The sequence below is a fragment of the Pseudonocardia yunnanensis genome, assembly GCF_039534065.1.
Lineage (GTDB): Bacteria > Actinomycetota > Actinomycetes > Mycobacteriales > Pseudonocardiaceae > Pseudonocardia > Pseudonocardia yunnanensis.
This window is the reverse complement of record NZ_BAAAUS010000008.1, coordinates 268,763-286,631: the sequence shown is the minus strand read 5'-3', so window position 1 is coordinate 286,631 and position 17,869 is coordinate 268,763. Positions and strand designations below refer to the sequence as shown.

At 71.4% G+C, this 17,869-nt stretch carries 17 protein-coding genes; 3 read left to right on the top strand and 14 right to left on the bottom strand.

The window, feature by feature from the left end; translation table 11 throughout:
- Positions 1 to 35: 35 nt before the first annotated feature.
- From ABD743_RS12570 to glpX, 8 genes are all read right to left on the bottom strand, one after another.
- On the bottom strand, positions 36 to 1,037 hold the full coding sequence (locus ABD743_RS12570; RefSeq protein ID WP_344721973.1) for an ABC transporter ATP-binding protein: 1,002 nt from the start codon (positions 1,035 to 1,037) through the stop codon (positions 36 to 38).
- Complete coding sequence (locus ABD743_RS12565; RefSeq protein WP_344721971.1) at positions 1,034 to 1,825, bottom strand: ABC transporter permease; 792 nt, start codon at positions 1,823 to 1,825, stop codon at positions 1,034 to 1,036. Before ABD743_RS12565 ends, ABD743_RS12570 begins: the two co-directional genes overlap by 4 nt.
- Positions 1,822 to 2,724: an ABC transporter permease gene (locus ABD743_RS12560; protein WP_344721969.1), complete on the bottom strand. Its 903-nt coding sequence runs from the start codon at positions 2,722 to 2,724 to the stop codon at positions 1,822 to 1,824. The genes ABD743_RS12565 and ABD743_RS12560 overlap by 4 nt, the downstream gene beginning before the upstream one ends.
- Before the next feature lie 9 nt (positions 2,725 to 2,733).
- Complete coding sequence (locus tag ABD743_RS12555) at positions 2,734 to 3,870, bottom strand: ABC transporter substrate-binding protein (RefSeq protein ID WP_344721967.1); 1,137 nt, start codon at positions 3,868 to 3,870, stop codon at positions 2,734 to 2,736.
- A gap of 183 nt (positions 3,871 to 4,053) precedes the next feature.
- Positions 4,054 to 5,256, bottom strand: coding sequence for an EAL domain-containing protein (locus ABD743_RS12550; RefSeq protein ID WP_344721965.1), 1,203 nt, complete (start codon positions 5,254 to 5,256; stop codon positions 4,054 to 4,056).
- A gap of 128 nt (positions 5,257 to 5,384) precedes the next feature.
- Entirely contained in the window at positions 5,385 to 6,797 is a 1,413-nt protein-coding gene (locus ABD743_RS12545; protein WP_344721962.1) for a class II fumarate hydratase, read from the bottom strand.
- Positions 6,798 to 6,937: 140 nt separating this feature from the next.
- On the bottom strand, positions 6,938 to 7,492 hold the full coding sequence (locus ABD743_RS12540) for a L,D-transpeptidase (protein ID WP_344721960.1): 555 nt from the start codon (positions 7,490 to 7,492) through the stop codon (positions 6,938 to 6,940).
- A gap of 154 nt (positions 7,493 to 7,646) precedes the next feature.
- Positions 7,647 to 8,723, bottom strand: a complete 1,077-nt coding sequence (gene glpX / locus ABD743_RS12535) for a class II fructose-bisphosphatase (RefSeq protein WP_344721958.1) — start codon at positions 8,721 to 8,723, stop codon at positions 7,647 to 7,649.
- A gap of 171 nt (positions 8,724 to 8,894) precedes the next feature.
- On the opposite strand from glpX, the gene ABD743_RS12530 reads away from it, so the two are divergent.
- A complete protein-coding gene (locus tag ABD743_RS12530) occupies positions 8,895 to 9,551 on the top strand; it encodes a DUF4245 domain-containing protein (protein ID WP_344721956.1) in 657 nt (218 codons plus the stop codon).
- Positions 9,552 to 9,564: 13 nt separating this feature from the next.
- On the opposite strand, the gene ABD743_RS12525 is transcribed toward ABD743_RS12530, so the two are convergent.
- From ABD743_RS12525 to ABD743_RS12515, 3 genes are read right to left on the bottom strand one after another with little or no spacing between them, the layout of a single operon-like run.
- Positions 9,565 to 9,780: an exodeoxyribonuclease VII small subunit gene (locus ABD743_RS12525; RefSeq protein ID WP_241038761.1), complete on the bottom strand. Its 216-nt coding sequence runs from the start codon at positions 9,778 to 9,780 to the stop codon at positions 9,565 to 9,567.
- On the bottom strand, positions 9,777 to 11,105 hold the full coding sequence (xseA, locus tag ABD743_RS12520) for an exodeoxyribonuclease VII large subunit (protein ID WP_344721954.1): 1,329 nt from the start codon (positions 11,103 to 11,105) through the stop codon (positions 9,777 to 9,779). The genes ABD743_RS12525 and xseA overlap by 4 nt, the downstream gene beginning before the upstream one ends.
- Positions 11,102 to 11,722: a lipid droplet-associated protein gene (locus ABD743_RS12515; RefSeq protein ID WP_344721952.1), complete on the bottom strand. Its 621-nt coding sequence runs from the start codon at positions 11,720 to 11,722 to the stop codon at positions 11,102 to 11,104. Before ABD743_RS12515 ends, xseA begins: the two co-directional genes overlap by 4 nt.
- Before the next feature lie 100 nt (positions 11,723 to 11,822).
- Here ABD743_RS12515 and ABD743_RS12510 point away from each other — a divergent pair, with 100 nt between their 5' ends.
- Positions 11,823 to 12,797 carry a 4-hydroxy-3-methylbut-2-enyl diphosphate reductase gene (locus tag ABD743_RS12510; protein WP_344721950.1) on the top strand — a complete coding sequence of 325 codons (975 nt, stop codon included), beginning with the start codon at positions 11,823 to 11,825 and terminating at the stop codon, positions 12,795 to 12,797.
- On the opposite strand, the gene ABD743_RS12505 is transcribed toward ABD743_RS12510, so the two are convergent.
- Together ABD743_RS12505 and ABD743_RS12500 are read right to left on the bottom strand one after the other, a co-directional pair.
- Entirely contained in the window at positions 12,709 to 13,284 is a 576-nt protein-coding gene (locus ABD743_RS12505; protein ID WP_344721948.1) for a DUF6542 domain-containing protein, read from the bottom strand. The genes ABD743_RS12510 and ABD743_RS12505 overlap by 89 nt on opposite strands.
- Positions 13,281 to 14,807 (bottom strand): DNA recombination protein RmuC, encoded by a 1,527-nt coding sequence (locus ABD743_RS12500; protein WP_344721946.1) that lies wholly within the window; start codon positions 14,805 to 14,807, stop codon positions 13,281 to 13,283. Before ABD743_RS12500 ends, ABD743_RS12505 begins: the two co-directional genes overlap by 4 nt.
- A 772-nt stretch (positions 14,808 to 15,579) precedes the next feature.
- Between ABD743_RS12500 and ABD743_RS12495 the strand changes: the two genes are divergently transcribed.
- Complete coding sequence (locus ABD743_RS12495; RefSeq protein WP_344721944.1) at positions 15,580 to 17,199, top strand: amidohydrolase; 1,620 nt, start codon at positions 15,580 to 15,582, stop codon at positions 17,197 to 17,199.
- 145 nt (positions 17,200 to 17,344) lie between these two features.
- Here the strand turns inward: ABD743_RS12495 and ABD743_RS12490 are convergent, their stop codons facing one another.
- Positions 17,345 to 17,845 (bottom strand): methylated-DNA--[protein]-cysteine S-methyltransferase, encoded by a 501-nt coding sequence (locus tag ABD743_RS12490; protein ID WP_344721942.1) that lies wholly within the window; start codon positions 17,843 to 17,845, stop codon positions 17,345 to 17,347.
- Between the last annotated feature and the right edge of the window lie 24 nt (positions 17,846 to 17,869).

Genomic DNA, 17,869 nt, shown 5'->3' with positions numbered 1-17,869 from the left:
CCCGGGGGGAGACCGGGTGGCGGCGACCGTGCGGGTCAGGGGGCGAGCGTCACCGTGGTCGGCTCGCCGACGCCGGGAAGGCCCGGGCGGCTCGTGACGTCGACGATCAGCTCGCCGACCTCACTGGTGACCACGAGCCGGGTGACCGCACCGAGGAACGTGCTGGTCAGCACGGTGCCCGGAAAGCCGTCGGGTTCTCCGACGGTGAGCCCTTCCGGACGCACCTGACGCGTCGGCGCGTCGGGCCGGATCCGCAGCCCGGCGCCCTCGTCGACGGGGACGTGGTTGGTGACCCCGACGAACTCCGAGACGAAGTCGGTGGCCGGGCGGGTGTAGACCTCCTGTGGGGTGTCCACCTGCTCGAGCCGACCCTTGTTGAGCACCGCCACCCGGTCGGCCACGGCCAGGGCCTCTGCCTGGTCGTGGGTGACGAACAGCGTGGTGATGCCCTCCGCGAGCTGCACGCGGCGGATCTCGTCGCGCAACTGCACGCGCACCCGCGCGTCCAGCGCCGAGAGGGGCTCGTCGAGCAGCAGTACCGACGGGGAGACGGCCAGCGCGCGGGCGAGCGCCACGCGCTGCTGCTGGCCGCCGGACATCTCGTGCGGGTACGAGCCGCCACGGTCACCCAGGCCGACGACCTCGAGCAGCTCGGCCGCCCGCTTGGCCCGCTCGGCCGCACCGACCCGCCGCATGCGCAGCCCGAAGCCGACGTTCTCGGCAGCCGTCATGGTGGGGAAGAGGCTGTAGGCCTGGAACACCATGCCGGTGTCGCGCTTCGACGCCGGAATGCCGGTGACGTCCTTGCCGCCGATCAGCACCTGGCCGGACGTCGGGGTGTCGAAGCCGGCCAGCAGCCGCAGCGCGGTGGTCTTCCCGCACCCCGACGGGCCCAGCAGGGCCAGCAGCTCACCGGGCTTCAACGCCAGGTCGAGCCCGTCGAGGGCGTGGGTGGTGCCGTAGCTGCGCCGCAGGGAGCGGAACTCCACGGCGGTGCCGCGTTCCGTCGCCGGCGGTGCGGTGATGACGTCGGTCATGCGGAGGTCCTCCTCGAACGGGTGCGGCCGCCACCGGCGAACGACACCGCCAGCAGCAGCAACCACGTGAGCAGCAGGCTGGCCAGCGACAACGCCACCGAGACGCCCGCGGCGCTGCGCCCCACCTCGACGACAGCGATGGGGAAGGTGTCGGTGTAGAGCAGGATGCGGGCGATGACGATCTCGCCGAGCACGAGCGCCAGCGTCAGGAACGCGGCTCCGAGCACGGCCGTGCGGATCGCCGGCAGGACCACGCGCACCAGGGCCGACGACAGCCCGGCGCCCAGGTTGCGAGCCGCCTCCACGAGCGTGCGCAGCGGGATCGCCGCGAGCCCGTTGTCGACCGCCCGGTAGGCGAACGGAAGTGCGAGCACCACGTAGAACGGGGTGAGCGCGGTGGTGGAGGAGGCGAACAGGGTGCGGAACACCGGGCCGCCGAGGTTGGCCTGGACGAACGCGATGCCGGCCGCCATCACGACGGGCGGCACGACGATCGGCAGGATCGTGGCGCTTTCCAGCAACCCGGCCACCGAGGGGAAGCGCAGCCGTACCCACACCGCTGTGGGTACGACGAGCACGAGCACGACCACCGCGGTGAGCACCGCGATCTGCAACGACGTGAACAGCGCGGTGAGCAGCACGTCGTCGCCGGCGATCGCCAGGTAGTTGCCCACGCCGTAGCCACCGCCGGGGATCCGCAGGCTGAACTCGGCTGCGGACAGCAGCGGCACCAGGAAGTAGATCGCCGCGATCGTCAGGACGACGACGCGCCAGCGCCGCCCCCTCATCGGGCGCTCCAACGGGCGGCCCGGCGCTGCAGCACCAGGTACGCGACCATCACGATCGCGATCACGACCACCATGTCGACGCCGAGCGCGAGCCCCACGTTCTGCTGGTTGGCGAGCACGTTGCCCGAGAGGGCGGACGCGATCGCCGTGGGCAGCAGTGGGATCGAGCCGCTGGTGAGCGCGAGCGCCGTGGCGTAGGCCGCGAAGGCGTTGCCGAACAGCACCAGCGTGGCACCGCCCAGCGCGGGCGCGAGCACCGGCAGCGCAACGTGCCGCCAGTACGTCCACGCGGACGCGCCGAGGTTCTCCGCCGCCTCACGCCACTGCGGCAGCAGTCCCTCCAGGGCCGGGGTGATCAGGATGACCATCAGCGGCACCTGGAAGTAGACGTAGGTGAGGCCCAGACCGGTGAGGGAGTCGATCCGGAACCCACCCGCGTACAGGTCGATGCCGATGCCGCGCAGGAAGACGGTGGCGAGCCCCGTCTGGCCGAGCGCGGCGATGAAGGCGAAGGCGAGCGGCACGCCGCCGAAGTAGGCGAGCACACCGGACGCGGTGGCCACGATCCGGCGCAACGGGCTGTCGGGGCGGGAGGTGAGCACGGCCTGTGCGAGGAACGTGCCGAACACCGCGCCGATCACGGCCGTGATGGCCGAGATGAGCAGGCTCGACAGGAACGCCGCGCGGTACTGCGGCTCGCTCACCGACGCCACCAGGTTGGCCAGTGTGGGCCGCCCGTCCGCGTCGGCGAATGCGCCGTTGATGACGAAGAAGAGTGGGCCGCCGAGGAAGACCAGCATGTAGCCCAGGAACGGCACCAGGCCCAGCGCCGCGGTCCAGGACCGGGTGGCGCGCACCCGTTCCGGGGGCGCGGCGGGGGCCTCGAGCAGTGCGGTCATCACCGCTCCTTATGCGGTTGCACCGGACCAGCCCTCGGCGACAACCTTCTGAGCCGCGTCGGTCTGGGCCTGGGTCGGGAACTCCGGCTCGCCGCTCACCGGGGGAAGCGCCGCGGCGAGATCCTTGTCGACGGTGCCGGCCTTGGTCATCGCGTCGAGACGCACCGGGCGGGCCTTACCCGCCAGCCAGAGGTTCTGGCCCTCGTCGGAGTAGAGGAACTCCTGCCAGAGGCGCGCCGCGGCCGGGTGCGGGGCGTTCTTGTTGATCGCCTGCGTGTAGTACTGCGCGAAGAGGCCGTCGGACGGCACCGCGACCTTCCACTCGAACGACGCCTTCACCTTGTCGGCCTGTGCGACGTTCAGGTAGTCCCAGTCGAGGACGATCGGCGTCTGCCCGCTCTCGACGGTGGCCGGCGTCGGGTCGACCTTGAGGAGGTTGCCGCTCTTCGCGAGCTTGCCCCAGAACTCGACGCCGGGGGCGATGTCATCGAGCGACCCCCCATTGGCGAGCGCTCCCGCCCAGACGCCGGCGAACGCGGCAGCCGCCTGCGTCGGGTCGCCGTTGAGCGCCACCTTGCCCGAGTACTCCGGCTTGGCCAGATCGGCGAAGGTGGTGGGGCAGGTCGGGATCAGCTTGGCGTTGCAGCCGATCGACATGAAGCCGCCGTAGTCGTTGACCCAGGCGCCACCGGCGTCCTTGTTGCCGGACGGGATGGAGTCCCACGTCTGCACCTGGTACGGCGCGAAGAGGGGAGTGTTGCCGGTGGCGAAGGACTGCCCGAGGTCGAGCACGTCGGGGGCGCGGTCCTGGGTGCCGAGCTGCTGGACGGCGTTGATCTCGTCCTGGCTGCTTCCCTCGGGGTTCGCCGAGTTGACCTTGATTCCGTACTTGTCGCCGAAGGTCTTGATGATGGCGCCGTAGTTGGCCCAGTCCGGCGGAAGTGCGATGACGTTGAGCTCGCCTTCGGCCTTGGCGGCGGCGACGAGAGCGTCGAACCCGCCTCCTGCCTGGGCGGAGGTGGCGGTGGCCCAGCCGGCGCCGCCCTCTGTGGGCGCGCTGCTCGAGCCACCTGAGCTCACGCATCCGGCCGCGCTCAGCGCCAGCGCGGCGCCGATCGCGGCCACCAGTACGCGGCGTGCGGTCATGGGGAGCTCCTTTTCCCTGATCACCCGATGGGGACGCCGCAGCGTGCGCTGTTGACGTTTCCGGTTTGTGGAGATCATCCGGCCAGGGCATGTATCAGCGGATACTGGCGCATTGCGAGAGCGTCACGGAAAGGTCGCGGCCGTCCGGGCCGCACTGCCACGAAGGCCGGGACGAGGCGCGGCTCAGGCGGCCGACGGGCTCCCGGCTGCTTCCTGCACCAGGTCGGTCACCCGCACGATGCCGATGCACACGCGGTTGCCGTCGAGCAGCACCAGGTCGTCGTAGCTGCGGCTGCGGTCGCCGGACAGGCAGTACTGGAGCGCGCCGCGAGCGTCCACGGTGGTCGGAATGGTGCGCGGCTGCTCGGCGAGCGCCATCGCAGGCCTGTTCGCGTACAGCGCGCGGCCGAACGGACCCGAGATCGCCAGCATGAAGCGGTTGCGGTCGAGAAAGCCGGTGGGGCGCCCGTTCGCGTCGAGCAGGACCACGCTGCCGGCCTGCGGGTGGTCGGCCAGCGCCTGGCGGACCTTCTCGGCGGTGGCCGTCTCGGGCAGGGCCACCGCGGCCTGCGCGAGGTCGGCCAGGGTGTGGCGGGTCTGCTGGGGTTGCTGCTGGCCGACGGTGGCGGGGGCGTGCTGCGACGGCTGCCGCGACGCGTGGGCCTGCGGCATCAGCTCCACCGGCAGCAGGATCCCGCTCGTCGACGGGCGCCTGCGGGGCTCGGCGAGCAGCGGGCCCTGCGCCCAGGGGACGCCGTGGTCGCGTACCGCGGCGAGTTGGTCCGGGGTGCTGACGCCGGTGGCGGACACGCGTACGCCGACGGCGTGACAGACCTCGACCAGCGCCTGTACGACGGTGCGCGCCCGAGGTGTGTGCGGCAGCCGTGCCACCAGCCCGGGGTCGATCTTGACGAGATCAGGCTCGAGTTCGGCGACGAGGTCGAGCCCGAAGCCCCGGCTGACCGCGTCGAAGCCGATGCCGAAACCGTCGGCCCGCAGCTCCGCCACTCCCTCGGCGAGCGCGTCGGGCGGTGCCGCCGACAGTGCCGGGTTGATCTCCAGCAGGATCGGCGGCGTGAACCCGCTGGGCTCGCGCTTCTGCAGCGAGGAGCGCAGCTGGGTGACGCGGCGGCGGGCCGTCACCACCGTGTCCGCCAGTACGTCCACGTGCAGCGGCACCGTGGCGTCGTAGCCGGTGCCTGCCAGCACGGAGGCGATCGCGATGCCGGAGTCGAACTCGGCGAGCTGCCGGGTGCCCCACACCGACTGGCGCGCGACGACCTGGACCTGGTCGCGCGCCTGGGCGCGCCGCACCTCCATGCCCACGGGCCGGCCGTTCACGAGATTGAGCAGCGGCTCGAACGTGAACCTGCCGTGATCGCTCATCAGGCCCCCTTCCGCTGCGCGTGAGGGAACTCAATCACGTGGCGTAGCGCGAAGGGTGAACATCGGATGAATCATCACCGAGGGCTACAGGCTTCGAACCCTTCGGGTGATATTTCGCGCCCGATCGGTCAAGAAGTCTTGCTTCCCCGCGCCATCGTCAGGACGTCCAGCGCGGCGTCGAGTTGGTCGGCCGTGAGCTTGCCTGCGTCCACGTGACCGCGTTCGAGCACGACCTCGCGGATCGTCTTGCGCTCCTTCAGCGACTGCTTCGCGATCGACGCCGCCTCCTCGTAGCCGAGGTACCGGTTGAGCGGCGTGACCACGGACGGCGAGGACTCCGCGAACTCGCGCGCCCGCTCGACGTCCGCCTCGGCCCCGGCCACCACCTTGTCGGCCAGCAGGCGGGCCACGGCGGCGAGCAGCCGCGCGGACTCCAGCACGTTGCGTGCCATGACCGGCATCATGACGTTCAGCTCGAGGTTGCCCTGGCTGCCGGAGAACGCGACCGTGGCGTCGTTGCCGATCACCTGGGCGGCCACCATCATCGTGGCCTCACAGATCACCGGGTTGACCTTGCCGGGCATGATCGAGCTGCCCGGCTGCAGATCCGGCAGGTGCAGTTCGGCAAGCCCGGTGCGGGGGCCCGAGCCGAGCCAGCGGATGTCGTTGGCGATCTTGAACAACGAGACGGCCACGGTGCGGAGCGCTCCGGACGCCTCCACCAGACCGTCACGCGCCCCCTGGGCCTCGATGTGGTCGGGCGCCTCGGACAGCACCTCCAGCCCGGTGGCCGACCGCAGTTCCTCGACGACGGCCGCGCCGAACCCGTCCGGTGCGTTGAGGCCGGTGCCCACCGCGGTGCCGCCGATCGGGAGCTGCCCCAGCCGGGTGAGGGTGTCGTGCAGCCGGGCGGCCCCGTACTCGGCCTGCGTCGCCCAGCCGCCCGCCTCCTGGCCCAGGGTGATCGGCACAGCGTCCATCAGGTGGGTGCGCCCGGCCTTGACGACCTCGGCCCACTCTGCGGCGCGCCGGCGCAAGGTGGCTGCGAGGTGTTCCAGCGCGGGGATCACGTCCGCGCCGACCGCCTCGGTGGCGGCGAGATGGATCGTGGTGGGGAACACGTCGTTCGACGACTGCGACGCGTTCACGTGATCGTTCGGGTGCACCTCGACGCCGGCACGGGCGGCGACGGAGGCGATCACCTCGTTCGCGTTCATGTTGGAGCTCGTGCCTGACCCGGTCTGGAACACGTCGACGGGGAAATGGGCGTCGTGCTTGCCGGCGGCCACCTCGTCGGCGGCCGCGGCGATCGCATCGGCGACCTCGGGGGAGAGCACCCCGATCCGGCCGTTGACGCGCGCAGCAGCACCCTTGACCAACCCCAGTGCGCGGATCTGGGCCCGCTCGAGACCGCGGCCGGAGATCGGGAAGTTCTCCACGGCACGCTGCGTCTGAGCCCGCCACAGGGCATCGACGGGCACCCGCACCTCGCCCATCGTGTCGTGCTCGATGCGGAACCCGGCCTCGGCGTCGTCGCTCATGTGGCCCAGTCTTCTCGTCGGCCCGGCCGTGCGCATCGAGGAGTGCTCGACGGCACGGTGCGACCGTCTGCGGGGTGGCCGCCCAGGAGGGTGCTGAACAACTTCGCCGCGCAGTAGGGCCGAGTTGTTCAGCGCGCTCCTTAGGGGACGACCTGCACGACGTCGCCCGTCTGCAGCGTGTTGAAGAAGTTCTGGGCGGCTGCGCGGGAGAGGTGGACGCACCCGTGGGAGAGCTGCCGGAGGCTGCCCTGGTGGAAGGCGACGCCGCCGTTGAAGAACACCGAGTAGGGCATCGGGGCGCTGTTGAACAGCGAGCTCTTGTGGTTCATGTCCTTGAACGACACCCGGAAGGTGCCGGGCGGGGTGAGGAAGCCCTGGCGTCCGTGGGTGATCGGCACCGGGCCGTACTGGACCTTGCCGTCCTGCATCAGCCAGGCGCGGTTGGCGGACAGGTCGATGCACGCCCTGGCGCTCGACGAGCAGGGCGTGCCGGCCGCCGTCGGTGCCGTGCCGCTGCCCGGGTCGGGCGTGTTCGCTACCGGAGCGGCGGGCGGCGGTGCGTGCACAGGGGCGGGTACCGCCGGGCTGGGCGGGTTGATCGAGGCCTCAGCGGGAACCGCTCCGACCGCAGCGCTCCCCAGGAACACCGCCGCGGCCGTGGCCCCGGCGAGACCGAGGAGCTTCAGTGCACGCATGAACGAACCCCAATCGACGACCCTCGTGCGGGTCGCTCAACCCCCGCTTCTGTAGCTATCCGAAGCATTCCGTGTCGCCTTCGGGCGGATCAACCGTGATGGCGGTCCCACACCCTGACGATTCCATTACGGAATGGTGCGTTTCGAAATGAGGCTACGGGAGTGGCGGGGCGGAGTGCTCCACTGCGGCCAACTGCTCATCGGACAGATCGAAGTCCACTGAGGAGTACTCGCGCAGCTTGGTCAACCGGTGGTAGCCGTCGATCATCCGGACGGTACCCGACTTCGACCGCATGACGATGGACTGCGTCGTGCACCCACCCGCCCGGTAGTGGACACCGCGCAACAGGTCGCCGTCGGTGATGCCGGTGGCGCAGAAGAACACGTTGTCGCCGCGGACGAGGTCGTCGGTGGTGAGCACCCGATCCAGGTCGTGACCTGCGTCGATGGCCCTGGCCCGCTCCTCGTCGTCCTTGGGCCAGAGCCTGCCCTGCATCGCGCCGCCCATGCACTTCATCGCCGCCGCGGTGATGATCCCCTCGGGCGTGCCGCCGATCCCGTAGAGCAGGTCGACACCCGTGTTGGGGCGGGCCGCCGAGATCGCTCCGGCCACGTCGCCGTCGGAGATGAAGTGGATGCGAGCGCCCGTGCGGCGGATCTCCTTCACCAGAGACTCGTGGCGCGGCCGGTCGAGTACGCACACCGTGACGTCCGTGATGTCGGTCTGCTTCGCCGCCGCCACCCGGCGGATGTTCTCCGCCACCGGCACCGTGATGTCGATGACATCGGCCGCCTCCGGCCCGACGGCGAGCTTCTCCATGTAGAAGACCGCGGACGGGTCGAACATCGCTCCACGCTCGGCCACAGCGAGCACGGCCACCGAGTTGGGCATGCCCTTGGCCATCAGGGTGGTGCCGTCGATCGGGTCGACCGCGACGTCGCACCACGGGCCTTCGCCGTTGCCCACCTCCTCGCCGTTGAACAGCATGGGCGCCTCGTCCTTCTCGCCCTCGCCGATCACGACGACCCCGCGCATCGACACGGTGCCGATGAGCTGGCGCATGGCGTCGACGGCCGCGCCGTCACCGCCGTTCTTGTCGCCGCGCCCGACCCATCGTCCGGCGGCCATCGCGCCGGCCTCCGTGACGCGCACGAGCTCCATGGCCAGGTTGCGGTCGGGCGCCTCGCGGCGCCGCTCGCGGGGGGTGCTGGCGTCCTCCGCCGAACTCATCTACGGCCTCCTTCTCCCCGGTGGCTTCTCCCCGTGGCGAGCACGCGCGGTGCCAGCGGGGGCCGTTCGGGGTTGCTTCAGATCCTGGCAGATCGGTCGCAACAACGGTTGTCCAACAGTCCGAAACCATTGCGGCTGAGACGATGCGCACGTGCTGGGAGGATGGGACGCGTGACTTCCCAGCCGGATCCGACGCCGCGGCCGTCCGCCCGCCCCGCCGCGGGTCCGCCGTCCAAGCCGCCGCGGTCGGCGATGACCATGCGGGACATGCTCGTGGCGCTGGGCGTTCTCGTGCTCATCGTGATCGGGTTCGGTGCCCTGTCCGGGTCGTGGTCGTTCGCGCCCACCGGGCCGTCCATCGACCCCGGCTCCGTCCCGGTCGTCGACGCTCCTGCTGAGCTGGGCAGGCTCGCGCCGCTCATGCCGTTCCCCGTCCGGGACCCGTCGGTGCCGGCGGGCTGGCGGGTGAACTCGGTGGACCAGGACCCCATCACCGGGGGTGGCCAGGCCGTCCGCTCCGGGTACGTCACGCAAGGTGGCCGCTACCTGCAGTTGCTGCAGAGCGACGCTCCGGAGGCGGCGTTGCTCACCACGGCGGCCGGGCAGGCGCCCGTCCCGGGACGCGGCCCCGTCGACGTCGACGGACAGCAATGGGTCGTCTACGGCGGGCAGGACAGTGCAGGGGCACGCGCCGAGCCCGTCTGGATCACGGAGGTCGCCACGCCGGGTGGCAGCCCGGTACGCATGCTGCTCACCGGCAGCGCCAACGAGGAGGAGTTCCGCACCCTGGCCGTCGCGGCTGCCGGTGCGACCCCGCTCCCGCGCTGACCTGGCTACCGCGTCAGTCGGATGCGGGCGGATCCAGCACCTTCTGGACGCGTTCGCGCGCTCCGGCGAGCTGCTGCTCACAACGCCGGGCGAGCGCCTCGCCCCGCTCCCACAGCGCCACCGACTCGTCCAGGCCGAGGCCGCCGGTCTCCAGGGTGCGCACCACTTCGGCGAGCTCGTCGCGGGCCTGCTCGTAGCCCAGCCCGTCGACGCCAGGCTGTTCGGTCATGTCGTGCTCGCCCTTCTCCTGCGTGGGCGGGCGCCCGGCGGCTTCGCCGTCCCGCTGTCCACGGCCCCGCTCTCAGCGCCCCCTGCGTGCGTGTCGTCCCCGACGGCGGCGGTGACCGCTCCGTCGGCCACCCGGATCCGCAGCCGGTCGCCGGGTCCGACCTCGGTGACCGACCGCAGCACGGGCAGCACCGTTCCCGGATCGGCGCCGTCCGACAACCGCTGCACCACCGCGTAACCGCGCGCCAGGGTGGCGGCCGGCCCGAGTGTGGTCAACCGCGCCCGGACGTGCTCCAGGTCGGCGCTCCTGCGGTCCAGGCCGCGCAGCAGGCAGGACCGGGCCGCCTCGCGCAGCCGCTCCACCTCAGCGGCACGTGCGTCGATGGCCTGCAGTGGGTCGGCCAGCACGGGGCGCCCGCGCAGGGCTGTGAGCAGCCGTTCCTCGCGGTCCACCCATCCCGCCAGTGCGCGCCGCGCCCGGTCGCGCAGCCCGGCGATGCGGGACGTCTCCTCCGCCAGGTCCGGTACGAGCCGCCGGCCGGCCTCGGTGGGCGTGGAGCAGCGGACGTCCGCGACGTGGTCGACGAGGGGAGTGTCCGGCTCGTGCCCGATCGCCGACACGACGGGCGTGCGACAGGCCGCCACCGCGCGGCACAGCGTCTCGTCGGAGAACGGGAGCAGATCCTCCACGCTGCCGCCGCCCCTGGCCAGCACGATCACGTCGACCTGGGGGTCGCGGTCCAGTGCGCCGAGCGCGTCGACGATCTGCGGGACCGCCAGCGCGCCCTGCGTGGCCGTGTGCTCGATCCGGAAGCGAACCGACGGCCAGCGCGCCGTCGCGTTCGACACGACGTCGTGTTCCGCCGCCGACGCCCGGCCCGTGACGAGGCCGATGCAGCCGGGCAGGAACGGGGGCCGTCGCTTACGTGCCTGGTCGAACAGGCCCTCGGCGGCCAGCAGTTTGCGCAACCGCTCGATCCGGGCGAGCAGCTCTCCGATGCCGACGGCGCGGATCTGGTCGACTCGCAGGTTCAGCGTGCCGCGGCCCAGGAAGAACGACGGCTTCCCGTGGACGACGACCCGGTTGCCCTCGGCCACCGCAGGCCCACCGTCCCGGACGAGCCCGATCGGCGCCGTGAGCTGGAGCGACACGTCAGCGGCGGGATCACGGAGCACCAGGAAGGCGGTGCCGGTGCCGGCGCGCGCGGTGACCTGGGCGAGCTGGCCCTCCACCCACACGGCCCCGAGCCGGTCGACCCACTCGGCGATCTTCCTGGCGACCGTGCGGACCGGCCACGGCTGGTCGGCCGAGTTCGGGTGGGTCACCCCTCGTTGACCGTGGTGATCCGGTTGGAGAGCATCGTGACGAACGGCGGCCGGTTGTCGTGGGCCGTCTCCCAGTCCAGGAGCGCCTGCAGGTCGTCCACGGTGAGGTGGCGCAACCGGCCGCGCAGCTGCGGGATCGTCAGGTCCCGGTAGCCGGGCAGGACGTTCGGGCCGGTCGCGGTGTCGGCCGCAGGCGCGTGCCGCTCCGGCGCCGCGGGTGTCGCCGTGTCTGCGGCGGTCTCTGCTGCGACCTCGGCGGCCGTCTGCACGGGTGCCTCGGGCTGGGCAGTCTCGGCTGCGAGCGTGACGACGGCGTCGCGCGCGGACCGCTGGTGCAGCGTGCTCACGGTGCTTGCGCCGTTGCGCTCCATCGGCTCCTCGTCGTCGAAGACGGCCCAGGCAGGCCGCTCCTCGACGGGACGTAGCGTTCCCAGTGCGCGATCGCCCTTGATGGCCAGCTCGGTGACCTTCTGCTGCACGCGCATCGACGCCTGCAGGGCCTGGCTCACGGCGGTGACGGGAAACTCGACGACGAGGCGGGGCAGGTCACGGGCCTGTTCGACAGCTGTGGCGACAAGGCCGGCGGCAAGCCGCACCGGCAGCGGCAGCGGGCTCATGACCCCCAGTCTCCTCTGCCGGGCCGCAGGGAGCAGCCTGGGGGTTTCGGGTGGATGCGTGACGTCTGCGAGAACAAGAGGGGCCCGTACGCTGGGGCCCATGTCCGGAGCGAACAAGCGCGTCCTGCTGGCCAAGCCGCGCGGATACTGCGCAGGCGTCGACCGGGCCGTCGAGGCCGTGGAGCAGGCGCTCGAGCAGTACGGCCCGCCGGTCTACGTCCGGAAGCAGATCGTCCACAACGTGCACGTCGTCGAGACGCTCACCGAGCGCGGAGCGATCTTCGTGGATGACGCCGACGAGGTGCCCGAAGGCGCGCTCGTGGTGTTCTCGGCCCACGGTGTGTCCCCCGCGGTCCGCGACCAGGCACGCGAGCGGCAGCTGCGCACGATCGACGCCACCTGCCCGCTGGTCACCAAGGTCCACCAGGAGGCCAAGCGCTTCGCCCGCGAGGACTTCGACATCCTGCTCGTCGGCCACCACGGCCACGAGGAGGTGGAGGGCACCTCGGGCGAGGCGCCGACGAACATCCAGCTCGTCGAGACGGCGGCCGACGTAGCGAGCGTCACCGTGCGCGATCCGGAGCGGGTGGTGTGGCTGTCGCAGACCACGCTGTCGGTCGACGAGACGATGGACACGGTCCGCGCGCTGCGCGAGCGTTTCCCGTCGCTGCAGAACCCGCCGAGCGACGACATCTGCTACGCCACGCAGAACCGCCAGGTCGCCGTGAAGGCGATGGCCGCCCAGTGCGACCTCATGCTGGTGGTGGGGTCGCGCAACTCGTCCAACTCGGTGCGGCTGGTAGAGGTGGCGCTGCAAGCAGGCGCAGGCGCCGCCTACCTCATCGACTACGCCCGGGAGATCGACGAGAGCTGGCTCGAGGGCGTGGGGACGATCGGGCTCACCAGCGGCGCCTCCGTGCCCGAGGTGCTGGTGCGGGGCGTGCTCGACCACCTCGCCGAGCGTGGCTGGACCTCCGTGGACGAGGTCACGACCGCCGAGGAGACCCTGACGTTCTCGCTGCCCCGCGAGCTGCGGCCCGCCCGCGGCCCGCAGCAGAGCTCCGCCGCGGGCTGACGGGCGGTTCGTCGGGCGCGGTGGCGGCCGGGGTGGGGGCGTCGAGCGGGCGCTGCACGATGAGCCGGACCAGGCCGATGACCAGCACGATGCCGGTGGTCGATGCCATGGTCGGGAACGCGTTGACCAGCGGTGCGCCCACGACGAGCAGCCGCTCGGCCACCCCGGCGCCCGGCTTGGGCGAGCCCGCGAGCAGCACGACCACCGGCACGGCCACGGCCACCAGGAGCGGCGGCTGGACCATCGGCCCGAACAGCCCGTCGCGACGCACCCACGCGACCGCGAGGACACACCCGGCGATGTAGCAGATGGCGAAGACCATGCCGAGGCTTCCGATGCGCACGAGGTCGCCGATCACGCCGACCGCGGTGAGCGCAGCGCCGACGCCGACCGCCGCGACGGGTGGGATCCCGAGGACAGTCGGGACCACCGACCGGTCACTCATCGGCCACCTGCCGCCCGCGCCGCGTTCACCGCGATTGGTCACCTCGTCACGGTAGCTCTGCCCTCCGGACGGCCTTCGCCTGCGGGTCGTTCCCCGCGGGCCAGCTCGTGCAGGGCGACCAGCGAATCGTCGGCCGAGGCCACCAACTCGGGTGCGGCAACGGTGCGCGGAGCCCGCTCGACCTGGGCCGGAGCCCCGATCTCGTCGTCGGCGACCTCGAGGTCGGTGAACTTGCGGGCCGTGACCAGCACGCGCGCCTCGAGCGAGGACACTGTCTGGTTGTAGCTGGCGACGGCCGAGTCGAGGCTGCGGCCGAGCTTGGCCACGTGGGTGCCCATGGTGGCGAGGCGGCTGTGGAGCTCCTTGCCGAGCTGGTGGACCTGGGCCGCGTTGCGCGCCAGCGCCTCCTGCCGCCAGCTGTAGGCGACGGTGCGCAGCAGGGCGATGAGGGTGGTGGGCGTGGCGACCACGACGTTGTGCGAGAAAGCGTGCTCCAGCAGCGCAGGATCGGACTGCAGCGCGGCCTCGAGGAACGGATCGCCCGGCACGAACAGCACGACGAACTCCGGCGACGGCTCGAACGCCGCCCAGTAGTTCTTGGCCGAGAGCGCGTCGACGTGCTGGCGCAGCTGCCGGGCATGGGCGGCGAGGCGCTCGCGGTGCACGTCGGGGTCGCGGCTCTCGACGGCCTCGAGGTAGGCGGCGAACGGCACCTTCGCGTCGACCACGATCTGCTTGCCGCCGGCCAGGTGCACGACCATGTCGGGCCGTACCCCGCCGTCCTCGCCCTGGCCGGTGACCTGAGTGGAGAAATCGCAGTGCTCGACCATCCCGGCCAGCTGCACGATCCGCTCCAGCTGCAGCTCACCCCACCGGCCGCGCACCTGGGGCGCGCGCAATGCGTTGACCAGCGCCTTCGTCTCGTGCTGCAGCTGCTCCGAGCTGAGGCGCATGGCGCTGACCTGCTCCCGGAGCCCCGCGTAGGCCGACTCGCGCTCCTTCTCGACCGTGCGTAGCTGGCCCTCGACGCGCTGCAACGTGGACGCCACCGGGTCGAGCAACTGTGCGATGGCCTGGGCGCGGTTCGTGGCGTCGCCCTCGGCCTTGGCGTGCAGCGCCGCGGTGGCCTCCTTGATCCGCCCCTCGGCGAGGGCCACGAACTGCTCGTTGTTGCGGGCAAGTGCGTCGGCCGAGAGCGCCTGGAAGGCCTGCCGGAGCTCGGCGTCGCGCCGGGTGAGCAGGTGCTCGCGCTGCGCCCCGGCCTCGCGCTCGCTCTGCAGCGCCGCCAGGGCCGCAGCCGCCTCCGACTCCGCACGGCGTAACCGCTCGGTGGCGCGTTCGTGCTGCTCCATGAGGTCCTCGAGCCGCTCCAGCAGCCCGGCGCGTTCGGCACGCAGCCCGGCCGCGTCCGCCCGCGCCATCGCGGAGGCATCGGCCGCCGCCCGCCCGGCCTCCGCCGCCGCCACGCGGGACCGGGACGTGACGAGGAACCAGACGACGCCCGCGCCGAGCACGGCGCCGACGATCAGGCCGATGAGCAGCACGGAGACGGCGGCGGTGTCCACGGCGATCAGCGTGCACCGGCCCTCCGACGGAAACCGGGCAGACTCGCCGAACCCCTGGGTCCAGCGGGCGACACGAATCGGTGAACGGTCGAACAGATGGTCGAGGTCGGAGGTCACCCGATCGGGCGGTTCCGGGTACGGCGGACTGACGGGCCGCTCGTCGTGCGCGGGTGCGTGTGGCGGGTTGGGTGGTCTCGAACGAACCTCGCGCCCTCAGCGGGTGGAGTTGAGCGATCTGCTGCGGCGGGTCGCGGAGTTGGATGAGCCGGCCGGGCTGGGGACGGTATTCGTCGTTGCCGGAGCGGGAAGTCATCGCTGTGGGGCGGATGTGCGGGCTGGGGGTGCGGGCGATCGCGCGGTTGTTGGGCGGCCTCGGCGGTGAGTCGGGAGATCGCCGCTTGGATACTGGCTGACTAAATCCCCGGATGTGCCTTGCGAGGCTCGTTCCTCCCTTCGGCGGGTGACAAATGGCGAGGCCTGTCACTCGGGTGTCACTCGCTGTTCGCGTTGTTGGGAGGGCATTTCTGGATAGGGTGACAGAGAATTTCGGGGAAGCGAGTGAGGCTCCACACGTCGTCGTTCGCAAAGTGAAGCCCGTCAGGGTTCATGACCATCAAATTTGCGGGCCATATCGTGGAAGGAATGCCGTCCGCATGATACGTAACTTGCCGCTGGGCGCCCATGAGTCCCCCATCACGGGCGAATACCCGCACCGGCGCGACAAGCAGGTCGCCAGGAAGGTGAATGCTGTCCTGATCGGCCGGTCCGTTCGATGAGTGCTGCATCCGCCGAATCGGTGCATCCCCGCATCCACCTCGCGCGCCGCGTGATCACTCCGGCTGGGCCGCGCCGGGCCGTAGCGGTGATCGGTGGGCTCGTCGCCGCGACCGGCGAGCCCGACGAACTGCGGGCCCGGTTCCCGGGCGCCGGGGAGACCGACCACGGCGACGCCGTGATCGCGCCGGGCTTTCGGGACGCACACATGCACCCGTGCTTGGCTGCGATGTCTGCCCTGGAGATCGACGTCGAGACCCTGCAGTCGAAGGACGAGCTGCTGTCCGCGTTGCGCGAGACAGCCCGGTCGACCCCGCTGGGCGGCTGGGTCCGGGCGTGCCGCTACAACGACGCGCGCATCGGGGGCGGAAGACTCACTCGTCAGGAACTCGACGCAGTCACCGGTGGTGTACCGACGCTGGTGGGGCACATCGCCTACCACTGGGGAGTGGCGAACTCGGCGGCGTTGGAAGCAGCCGGTTTCAGCGAGGATTCGCAACCACCGCACGGCGGGGAGTTCGGACGTGACGCCGACGGTCGCCTCGACGGGACGGTCTACGAGCGGGCGTTCTCCGCCTTCCTGACGGGCGACAACGAGCGGGCTGCGATCATCCCGCCTCACGCGCTCGAGGACCAACTGCGTTCGCTGTGCGAGCTGCAACAGCGGTTTCACGCCGCCGGAATCACAGCGGTCTGCGATGCGTACGCTTCGCCGGAAGCCATCGAGCTGCTCACGGCTGCGCGCGCCCGGGACGCGCTGAGCATGCGTGTCAGCTTCCTCGTCCCGTTCGACCGCTACTCCGGGCTACGGTTCAGCGGAGTGCACTCCGGCTTGGGCGATGACCGGCTCCGCTTCGTCGGCGTCAAGGCGTTCCTGGACGGTGCGGTCGCGGGCCGTACCTGCCTTCTCGACGAACCGCACGCCGAGACCGGTGAGCACGGCCTGCAGAGCCTGACCGATGCCGAGCTTGCCGAGATCGTGCACACGGTGCACAGCGCGGGCGACCCGTTGTGCGTGCACGCCAACGGCGACCGCGCGATCCGGCTGCTGCTCGACCACGTGGAGGCAGCGCAGCGGGAGCACCCCCGGCCTGACCTGCGCCACCGCGTCGAGCACTGCGCCTTCGTGGACGAGGAGATCCTCGAGCGGCTGTCGGCGGCACGGATGATCGCCGTGCCCGTGTCCGGCTACGTCGCATTTCACGGTGGCCGGTTCATCGACTGGTACGGCGACCGCGTCCACCGGATGATCGCGTACCGTTCGCTGCTCGACCACGGCGTCTCGGTCGCCGGCTCGTCGGACTACCCCACCTGCCCCTTCGAGCCGCTCCTGGGAATGCAGAGCATGGTCACCCGCACCGGTCTCGACGGAGTCGAGGTCGGTGTCTCGCAACGGATCTCCAACGACGCCGCGCTCGCCGCCTACACCACCGGCTCGGCGTTGGCCACCGGCGAGCACGGCCGCGTCGGGGAACTCGCACCAGGTCAACTGGCCGACATGGTCGTGCTCGACGACGACCCACTCGAGGTCGCCGGCGGCGAGATCGCCGCGATCCAGGTGCTCGGCACCTACATCGGCGGCAAGCAGGTGTGGCCGAACAACCAACCCGCGGACTGACCTCCCGCCCGCCATCGCCCACCCGGTATGGAGCACCCCCGAAAGGACGCGGCGGTCGATCGCTCAACGGCCCGCGTACACGGGGAAGCCTCCTCCGCGGGTGTGCTCCATCGTCGGTTGAACTCGGCCACTGCTTGTGCCGTGCTCAGCCGCGGGGGCTCTCGTGCTGCAGAAGCCAGCGCTTGGCGTCGATGCCCCAACGGAAGCCGCCCATCGTGCCGTCGAGGCGGAGCACCCGGTGGCACGGCACGAACAGGGCGGCGGCGTTGCGGGCGCACGCCGAGGCGGCGGCGCGGACCGCGGCGGGGCGGCCGGACTTCGCCGCGTACTCCGTGTACGTGACGGGGGCGCCTGCCGGGATCGTGCGCAGCACGTCCCAGGCGTGCTCGAGGAACTCGCCCGACCGCTGCTTCACCGGCACGTCGTCCACAGCGGACACATCGCCGTCGTGGTAGCGGACGATGACGTCGCCGACGGCACCGAGATCGCCTTCTGCCAGCTCGGTGGGCCGCAGGGTCGGGTGGATCTGCGGGACGAGCTCATCCAGCGACGCCGTCCAGCCGGAGGCGATGACGGCCCCGTCCTCGTCGACGATGGCCGTGAACGGTCCGATGGGCGTGTCCAAGGTGGACCAGGTGGCGTTCATGAAGTCCTCCGGATTCTCGGTGTG